6 protein-coding genes are annotated in these 7,062 nt (G+C 51.7%); 1 reads left to right on the forward strand and 5 read right to left on the reverse strand.

The window, feature by feature from the left end; translation table 11 throughout:
- Positions 1–26: 26 nt before the first annotated feature.
- Complete coding sequence (locus ACTNDI_RS12795; RefSeq protein WP_441101356.1) at positions 27–1,661, reverse strand: AI-2E family transporter; 1,635 nt, start codon at positions 1,659–1,661, stop codon at positions 27–29.
- 184 nt (positions 1,662–1,845) lie between these two features.
- Positions 1,846–3,240 (reverse strand): asparagine--tRNA ligase, encoded by a 1,395-nt coding sequence (asnS, locus tag ACTNDI_RS12800; protein WP_441101357.1) that lies wholly within the window; start codon positions 3,238–3,240, stop codon positions 1,846–1,848.
- Between the two features lie 175 nt (positions 3,241–3,415).
- Here asnS and ACTNDI_RS12805 point away from each other — a divergent pair, with 175 nt between their 5' ends.
- Positions 3,416–3,577, forward strand: a complete 162-nt coding sequence (locus ACTNDI_RS12805) for a hypothetical protein (protein ID WP_441101358.1) — start codon at positions 3,416–3,418, stop codon at positions 3,575–3,577.
- Between the two features lie 195 nt (positions 3,578–3,772).
- On the opposite strand, the gene ACTNDI_RS12810 is transcribed toward ACTNDI_RS12805, so the two are convergent.
- The 3 genes from ACTNDI_RS12810 to ACTNDI_RS12820 form a co-directional block, all read right to left on the reverse strand.
- Positions 3,773–4,528, reverse strand: a complete 756-nt coding sequence (locus ACTNDI_RS12810) for a DeoR/GlpR family DNA-binding transcription regulator (RefSeq protein ID WP_441101359.1) — start codon at positions 4,526–4,528, stop codon at positions 3,773–3,775.
- An 87-nt stretch (positions 4,529–4,615) separates the two neighbouring features.
- Positions 4,616–6,133: a xylulokinase gene (locus ACTNDI_RS12815; protein WP_441101360.1), complete on the reverse strand. Its 1,518-nt coding sequence runs from the start codon at positions 6,131–6,133 to the stop codon at positions 4,616–4,618.
- 18 nt (positions 6,134–6,151) lie between these two features.
- The gene (locus ACTNDI_RS12820; RefSeq protein ID WP_441101361.1) at positions 6,152–6,826 is read right to left on the reverse strand and encodes a fructose-6-phosphate aldolase; all 675 of its coding nucleotides are present in this window, start codon (positions 6,824–6,826) and stop codon (positions 6,152–6,154) included.
- Positions 6,827–7,062: the final 236 nt, after the last annotated feature.

Genomic DNA, 7,062 nt, shown 5'->3' on the forward strand with positions numbered 1-7,062 from the left:
ATTCCTCTGCTTGCCTCTGCTAATCTCTAATGACTCTTCTCCGCGTTTTTCTGCTCCTCCTGCTTCATGGCGGCCGTCCTCTTGCGGTTTGCCAGATAAGCGATCAGTTTTTCGAAATACACCTTGAGCAGACCGCCGCAGGGAACCGCAATGATCATTCCCAGAAGGCCTCCGATTTTTCCTCCAATCAGCAGTGACACGATGACCAGAACCGGATGGATCCGGATGCTGTTCCCCAGAAGCTTCGGATTCACGACATTGCCGTCAATCGTCTGCAGAATAAACAGCACAGCCATCGCAACAACGAACCGTTTCATATTCCAGTTCAGCAGACACACCACAGCCGTGGAACCATAGGCCACAAAGGGTCCGACGTACGGAATCAGGTTGCCGATGCCCGTGAGTACGCCGATAATGATCGAATATTTCACGCCGATAACCGAGAGAGTGATACTCACCGCCACAGACATGAATAGGGCGTCCATCAGCTGCCCGCGGATGTATCCGGAGAATACCCGGTCTGCCTCTGACGCAAACTCTTCCAGGTATTTTCTTCCTTTCTTCCCCGCGATGGTACGGAACACATGACCCCAGTACTTCTTCAGGCCTTCTCCGTCGACCATGAAGTAGATTCCGAAAATAATCGCGAACAGAAGCATCGAGAAAAAGGACGGAAGGTTCTTGATCCCGACGATCAGATTTGACGCAATCTTCTCGATGGATTCCGACAGGCTGTCTCCCGCCTGATTGATGAAGCTGTTGATCTGATCCGATGAGATATTCAGCCGGTGCAACACCGATTCGATATTGCGCGCAAGTTCGTTCAGCGTATCAATAAATCCGTTGATAATCGTGTCAAAACTGCTCAGACTGATCACGCTCAGCTGGCTCGTGATAGTCGATACAATGAGCGAGAGAATGACGAACAGAATCACCGCGACGATCACGCAGGTGATCGCAACAGCCAGTCCCCTTGAAGACTTCCGTTTTCGCCCCGATCGGGTCTTTCCGAGATATCCTGTCTTATCTGTCTGCTCTGCCGGGCCTGAGTGCTCTGCTTTCTCCGCTATTCCTGGGTTTTCCGGTTTTACGTTTGTCCCACCTGCGGATCTCCAGCTGGAAAACCGGTCTCTGAGTGCGTCAATATGACGTTCAAAAAAGTTGACCATAGGATACAGCAGATACGCGAATACGAGCCCCAGAACCAGCGGGCGGATAATCACACCCAGCCACCGGAAGCCTGAACCGATTGCTCCCGCTATATTTCCGACATGATCAAACATCCGGATCAGGAAATAGATGATCATCACCGTAATCACAACATAGAACGAGATCCTGGTGTATTCGGGGCGGAAGTTGTCGCGCATTCTTCTCTTCGACGGCTTCTTCTCCTCGCCACTCTCCGCATTTCTGCCGGGATTTCCCGGATTTTCCGCTGCATCGCCGGAATTCCCGGGATTCTCCGCTTTGCCGCCGGGATTTTTCGGATTTCCCGCTGCATCGCCGGAATTCCCGGGGTTCTCTGCCTTGCCGCCGGAATTCCCGTGGTTCTCTGCTTTGCCGCCGGAATTCCCCGGATTTTCCGCTGTGCCTTCCGGCGGCGAAGGGTTCCTTCCCTCTTTTTCTTCCGTTACTGATGCCTGCTTCTTTTTCTCTTCCATAATTCGTGCAATGATTCACCTCTGGACGTATCCTCAGTCAGGTCCGCCGGTTTGCAGATCGAAGTGGCTGAATGTTCTATCCGTCCTTCACACCGTGACCCCTCAATGTCCTCTCGGCCTTACAGGCTATGGTGCCTGAATAACTCCGGCTCTCAGGCCGCGGCATCAGACTGTCATATCGGGCTTACAGATCGCAGTGGTTGACTGTTCTCGGGAACGGAAGCACGTCGCGGATGTTGCCCATTCCTGTCAGATACATCACGCATCGCTCAAATCCGAGACCAAATCCGGAATGACGGGTCGTGCCGTATTTCCGCAGATCCAGATAGAAATCGTACTGACTCATGTCCATCTTCAGCTCTTCCATGCGTGCCTTCAGCTTGTCGTAATCTTCCTCTCTCTGGCTTCCGCCGATGATCTCTCCGATTCCCGGTACCAGGCAGTCCATGGCAGCAACCGTCTTCCCATCCGGATTCAACTTCATGTAGAAGGCCTTGATGTCCTTCGGATAATTTGTGACAAAGATCGGTTTCTTGAAGACCTTCTCAGTCAGATATCTCTCATGCTCGGTCTGAAGGTCGCATCCCCAGCTCACCTTGTAATCAAATTCATCGTTGTGCTTCTCCAGAATGTCGATGGCCTCGGTGTACGTTACCCGGCCAAAGTCGGAATTCACGACATGATTCAGGCGGTCAAGCAGTCCCTTGTCCACGAACTTGTTGAAAAACTCCATCTCCTCCGGTGCGTTCTCAAGGACATAGCGGATGACATACTTCAGCATAGCCTCCGCATATTCCATGTCGTCCTCCAGATCCGCAAAGGCGATCTCCGGCTCAATCATCCAGAACTCCGCGGCATGACGGGTGGTGTTGGAATTCTCTGCGCGGAAGGTCGGACCGAAGGTGTAGATCTTGCGGAATGCCTGCGCAAAGGTCTCGCCGTAGAGCTGGCCGCTTACCGTGAGGTTGGTTGGCTTGTTGAAGAAATCCTGGGAGTAATCAACCGTTCCGTCCTCATTTTTCGGAACGTTCGCCAGATCCAGCGTAGTGACCTGGAACATCTCTCCGGCTCCCTCCGCATCACTGGAAGTAATCAGAGGTGTATGCACATACACGAAGTCATTTTCCTGGAAGAACTTGTGAATCGCATAGGCAATCAGGGAACGCACACGGAAAGTAGCCTGGAAAATATTTGCGCGGGGACGAAGGTGTGAAATTGTCCGCAGATAATCCATCGTGTGCCGCTTCGGCTGAAGCGGGTAATCCGGCGTCGAAGCTCCCTCAAGCACGACGCTCTCCGCCTGAATCTCAAACGGCTGCTTCGCATTTGGTGTCGCCACCAGCGTACCCTCGACAATGATCGCCGCGCCGATATTCAGTGAGGAGATTTCCTTGAAATTATCCAGCTTGTCCGCGTATACAATCTGCAGGGTCTCGAAGAAGGTTCCGTCGTGCAGTACGATAAATCCGAAGGTCTTGGAATCCCGGATATTGCGGACCCATCCGCCGACCTTGATCTTCTGACCGATGTATTTCTCACGTTCCTTATAAATCTCTCTGACTGTAACCAAATGTTCCATGATATGCCTCTTTCTTCTATCTTGCAATTACTGATAAAAACGTAACTATACAGCACCCAATCCCAAGAACCCGTAAGCGGTCTTCTCCGCTTAAAATCATGATGGGCTGAAAAATTATTATGTACTGTATAAGTCCAGTCGCAATGTTCTTGGCCCACGGGGAGCTTGCTCACCAGTGGGCAAGAACATTAGCGACGACAACAGGTATGAGCATGGAGCGGGGCGAAGCAACGCGGGAATGCGAATGCCTGTTAGCGGCACGGAAGCTGCGAAGCAGCGAAGTGACGCGGAGACTTATACAGTTTGTGGCACGATGTATCGTATGGCCGTTTACTGAATAAGTTATGATCTGCTGAATAGTTACAAAAACACTTAAACTGAATTATATATCACCTCTCTCGCATTAAGCAATATGCAATTCTGAGTACGGCATTCTTACTGCAGATCTGCTGTTCATGCACGACTGAAGCACTGAAGATGTACAGTACCTTTGCCTGCCTGGCAGACTTATGGGCAGGCAGTAATAATTTTTTCATACAAGAATCACCTGGATTCCCCGCTCCACAAGGCCCGCCCGCACTTCCGTGTCCGGCTTACCATCCGTCACAACCGCATCCGGGCTTCCGTCCGGAAAAACGGACACAGCGCCGCGCCCACGGAATTTTGCCTGTTCCGCAAGTACAATCGTCCGGTCTGACTGTTTTGCCATCGCCTGTATCACCTCTGCCTTGGCCAGGCTGTCACCGGTGAACCCCTGCTCCGGACTGAACCCGTCTGTTCCCGAGAAAAAAATCCGTGCATGAAACGTCCGCACTGCGCGAACAGCAAGTGTCCCGGTCATGCACTCGGAATCCGACATATATTCCCCGCCGGTCAGGACAAACGATACATTTCCTGCTTTTCGCACAAACCCGGTCATGAATACCGAATTCGTCACGATTGTCACATGCTTTCCCGATTTTGCGATCTCCGCAGCCAACATCACACAGGATGAACCGGACTCTATCATCACCGTATCGTGATCCCGCACCAGAGATGCCGCTTTTCCGGCGATACGGCGTTTTGCCTCATAGTTGACCGACATCCGGCCTGTCATCGCAGAATCCATATTCAGCGACGCATACCCCTGCTCTCTCCGGATAAAGCGCTGCTCCTCCAGATCGTTCAGATCCTTCCGGATCGTCACGATTGACGTATTTTCCATCTCGGACAGTTCTCTGACGCTGATCTGCCCTCTCTCACTCAAAAGCTTCAGAATCCGCCCGCGTCTCTCTTCCACTTTTCCCATCCTGTACCCCTTCCGCCATCACGCATGATCCGTTCACGACATCATCTGTCCTCTCAAACCGGAATCGCCTGTGACTCTTTTTCAGCATCACTCCTCATCCGCTCCCGGTTCATTCCGTTGCAGAGCTTCAAGCTCGTCGAACACCGGCTCCAGCGCATGATAGCTGTCGTCAAAAATTTTCTCCAAACACTGATAGTGCGCAGCATTCCGCAGATCCGGCAGAAAGACTCTGTCGCGCCTGAGAAAACGGCGCACCTCACTGAAATCCTGATACACCCCGACTCCGACTCCGGCAATCATCGCAGCCGCCATGGATGTCGCAGTATCAACGTGATCCGGAATGTTCAGCCGGACCTGCATGACGTCGGCAAGTATCTGACAGATTGTATCACTTCCGGCCCCTCCGCCCGTGAGAATCATATCCTCTATGTGCATCTGCCTGCGGTATGCCTTGAGAATCAGGTTCAGATTCATCGCGACGCCCTCGATAACCGCCCTCAAATACTCCGGTTTTCCGTGTTCCATACGCATACCGAGGAACGCGCCACTGCATTTTTCATTCCACCTCGGCGCACGCTCCCCAATCAGGTATGGCAAAAAAATCAGTCCGCCCGATCCGGGACCCGCTGCTTCCATCATGCGGTCAAGCTCCTCATAAGGCGTTCCCTCTTCCAGAAGACCGCGGATATACGAATAGGAGCTCCCCGCCGCCTGCATGGTCCCGCACGGCATGTATTTTCCCGGGATCACATGTGCAAAGCACATCAATATCCGGTCTTCATCTTCAAAAATCTGTTTCGAAGTTCCTCCGATCCAGGCGGATGTCCCGAAGGTGGCAAACAGCTCATCGTCCTTCACGCACCCGGCTCCAACGGCGGAACACGGGCCGTCTCCGCCTCCGCACATGACCGGCGTCCCTTCGCACAGCCCCGTCAGCTCCGAAGCCTTCCTCGTAACATACCCTGCCATGTCTACTGACTGGTGCAGCTCCGGAAACAAACATGCGTCTATACCAGACGCGTCCAAAATCGGCTCCGACCACTTCATGTGCCTCAGATCCAATGCGTTGGTTCCGGATGCATCCGAATAATCCGTCACAAATGCGCCGGTCAGCCGAAAGATAATATAGTCCTTCACCTGAAGAACTTTATATGTCTTGCGGTATACATCCGGTTCATGTTTCTTCAGCCACATGATTTTTTCCAGCGTGTAGCTCTCATTTGGTCTGTGTCCAGTAATCCTGCAGAAATCTTCAAATCCGATTTCCCGGGACAGAAATTCCTTTTCTCGGACAGCCCTGTGATCTGCCCAGATCATCGCGGGCCGAAGCGGCCTGCCTTCCCGGTCTACAGGAAGACAACACTGCATTTGCGCGGAAAAAGAAATCCCAAGCACGTCCGCCGGATCAATTTCCGAGATTGTTTTTCTTGTACCCTCTACAACAGCGCGCCACCAATACTCAGGATCCTGTTCCGCACAATGTTCTCCGAAGTAATGCACCGGATATGCAATCGTCGAGCTGCACACGCTGTTTCCATCCGTGTCAAAAAGCGTTACCTTGTCGCCGGATGTACCGAGATCATGGGCCAGCAGATATTTTGCCATTCACAGCACCCCCTGCCCTTAAAGCTCGTAGATTCTCCGGTCCCCGTAGACACTCTTCCAGTCATCGTCGAATCCCCGGACGGCATCTGCGATAAGAGGATTTTCCACCATCGCGGAAAAATAAGCCGGATCCGCCGTGCAGGCATCCGCTCCCGCCAGAAAGGCATCCATAATCTGCTGTGTGTTGTGAAAGCTCGCGGCAAGAATCTTCGTGCCCGTCCCATGCATCCGGAACAGATCCGCCATTTCTGCAATTGCCTCGCCTGCCCGTACATTGTTGTTATTCATCCGGTTAAAATACGGCGCCACATAGTCTGCACCGACCGATGATGCCAGCATCGCCTGCTGCGTCATGTACACGGCAGTTCCTGTCACCTTGAATCCTTTCTCCTTCAGTGTGCGGATCACGTGAAGTCCCGTTTCATTTACCGGAACCTTGATATAGGTATTCTCCGCGCCAAGCCGGTTCGCAATCACATCCGCCTCCCGCAGCATCCCCTCATAATCCTGCGCCGTCACCTGAACATGCAGCTGTTTCCCGCCGATCACGGAGCGGATCTCCTCAAGAATCTTCCAGAAATCCCCCTTCTCCTTTGAAATAATCGTCGGATTGCAGGTCACCCCCGTCAGATTCAGAATCTCGTTATACTTCCGGATCTTCTCAACATTCGCAGTATCAATTAAAATTTCCATGTCGTCTCCTTTCGTTTTCCCTTGCAAAAACTTTCGTTCATAACTTTTATTTATTTCGTATGATAAGTCAGTTGTACGTCCTCTGATATAAAATGTCAAGAAAATCTTGGCATCATTTGCATTTCTATAAGCCATAAATGATAAAGTCCTGATGTACCACAAATGAAAATGTCCCGATTATGGTAGAATATTACTTTCTATAATCTATCAGATCGGAGGACATAGCTTATAAGAAG

This window comes from Bilifractor sp. HCP3S3_D3, assembly GCF_052063915.1.
In the GTDB taxonomy this organism is placed as follows: Bacteria; Bacillota; Clostridia; order Lachnospirales; family Lachnospiraceae; genus Bilifractor.

Bases quoted from the DNA above. Each gene is read 5' to 3' on its own strand.
- ACTNDI_RS12795 (WP_441101356.1), bottom strand. From the start codon at position 1,661: ATGGAAGAGAAAAAGAAGCAGGCATCAGTAACGGAAGAAAAAGAGGGA.
- asnS (WP_441101357.1), bottom strand. From the start codon at position 3,240: ATGGAACATTTGGTTACAGTCAGAGAGATTTATAAGGAACGTGAGAAA.
- ACTNDI_RS12810 (WP_441101359.1), bottom strand. From the start codon at position 4,528: ATGGGAAAAGTGGAAGAGAGACGCGGGCGGATTCTGAAGCTTTTGAGT.
- ACTNDI_RS12815 (WP_441101360.1), bottom strand. From the start codon at position 6,133: ATGGCAAAATATCTGCTGGCCCATGATCTCGGTACATCCGGCGACAAG.
- ACTNDI_RS12820 (WP_441101361.1), bottom strand. From the start codon at position 6,826: ATGGAAATTTTAATTGATACTGCGAATGTTGAGAAGATCCGGAAGTAT.